Annotated in this window: 1 protein-coding gene; it reads left to right on the top strand. The window is 67.2% G+C overall.

Annotation, left to right across the window (positions count from 1 at the left end; genetic code table 11):
- On the top strand, window positions 1–2,137 hold a 2,137-nt coding region (locus ABD207_RS25125; protein ID WP_425580817.1), incomplete at both ends, for an RHS repeat-associated core domain-containing protein.

Here is a 2,137-nt window from a genome sequence, read left to right as displayed (position 1 = left end):
CGCTACCCAACACCACCAACGCGACCACTGATTGATCGGCTACACCACGAGAAGGGACATGACCCCCGGCAGATCGAGACGGTCTACGACGGCGCGGAGCGGGCGGTCTCCAGCAGCCTGTATGTGTACGGGGTGAAGAAGTGGTCGACCACCACCGCCTACACCGGTGACTCCACCGCCACCTCCGCGGTCCAGGGCGGCTCGGCTACCCGCACCATCACCGACGCCCGCGGCCGGACGGTCGAGACCCGCGAGTATGCGGGCACGAACCCGGCCGACCCGCAGTTCGGAGGCGGAGCCGGCACTGCCTCGTACACATCCACCAAGTTCCAGTACACGCTCGACGACAAGCAGTCCCGGGTCACCGGCCCCGACGGCGCCACATGGACATACGGCTACGACCTGTTCGGCCGGAAGACGAGTGCCGATGACCCGGACAAGGGCCTGACAAAGCTCGGCTACGACACGCTGGACCGACTGACCAGAACCACTGACTCAAGAGGCCGCAGCATCCTGACCGCCTACGACGAGATCGGCCGCATCACCGGCACGTGGACTGGCTCAAAGACCGACGCCAACCAGCTGACGGCCTTCACCTACGACAGCCTCCTCAAGGGACAGCCGGACGCGAGCACCCGCTACGTCGGCGGCAAGACCGGCAAGGCATACACCAAGACGGTCACCGCCTACGACAGCCTGTCCCGGCCCACCACCACCGAACTGACCCTCCCGGACTCCGACCCGCTCGTCGGGGCGGGTACGCCGGCCACGCTTCAGTTCGAGAGCCACTACAACATCGACGGCACACTGCAGTCCGCCAAGGAGCCCGCGCTCGGCGGACTGCCCTCGGAGATCATCGACTACGGCTACACCAGCACCGGTCAGGTCACCTCCGTCGGCGGCAGCACCGGCTATCTGCTCGACGCCGACTACTCCGCCCTCGGCCAGGCCCAGCAGCTCGTGCTTGGCACCGCGAACACCGAGGAGCACAAGAAGGCATACGTCACCAACACCTGGGAGGAAGGCACCGGACGGCTCCTCGGCAGCCACGTCACGGACCAGACCCACCCGTACAAACTGCAGAACCTCCTCTACACCTACGACCAGGCGGGCAACGTCACCTCCATCGCCGACACCAGCACCCTCGGTGGCACCGCCGCCGCGGAGATGCAGTGCTTCGCCTACGACGGCCACCGGCGCCTGACCGAGGCATGGACGCCCACATCGCAGAAGTGCTCCGACCCCCGCAGCGCGAGCAGCCTGGGCGGCCGGGCCCCGTACTGGACCAGCTACACCTACAACGACGCCGGCCAGCGCACAACGGAGACCAAGCACACCCCGACCGGCGACACCACGACGACCTATTGCTACGAGAAGGAGAACCAGCCGCACGCCCTCACGGGAACCAGCACGAAGGCCGACTGCACCGCCCCGGACCGCGCCTTCGAGTTCGACAGCACCGGCAACACCACCAGTCGGCCTGACGGCACCGCCACACAGGACCTCGACTGGTCCGACGAGGGCAAGCTGGCGACCCTCACCGAGGCCGGTACCTCAACCGACTACCTGTACGCGGCCGACGGCGAACTCCTCATCCGCAGCACCGAAGGCGGAGAACGCGTCCTGTACGTCGGGACGACCGAGCTTCACCTGCGAGCCAACGGCAGCACCTGGGCCCAGCGCCACTACAGCGCAGGTGGCGTGACCGTCGCCGTGCGATCCAACGAGAGCGGCAGCAACGAACTCAGCTACCTGGTCACCGACCAGCACGGCACGGCCACTCTGGCCATCGACGCCACGGATCAGGCCTTCTCCCGGCGCTACATGACCCCATTCGGCGCACCCCGAGGCAGCGTCACCGGGTCGGCATGGCCCGACGACAAGGGCTTCCTGGGCAAGACCGCTGACACCGGTACGGGACTCACTCACGTCGATGCCCGCCAGTACGATCCCGGGATCGGCCAGTTCATCAGCGTCGATCCGCTCCTGCAGACCGGCGTGGGCCAGACCCTCAACGGCTACAGCTACGCCGCCCAGAATCCGGCCACGCTCGCGGACCCCTCGGGCATGGGTATCCCTGAGTGTCACCAGGGGCTGATCGAATGCCGTGGTGGCATCCCGGTCAGCACGCTCAACA

Source organism: Streptomyces thermospinosisporus, assembly GCF_039526425.1.
Lineage (GTDB): Bacteria > Actinomycetota > Actinomycetes > Streptomycetales > Streptomycetaceae > Streptomyces > Streptomyces thermocarboxydovorans.
This window is presented reverse-complemented; position numbering and strand designations above follow the sequence as displayed.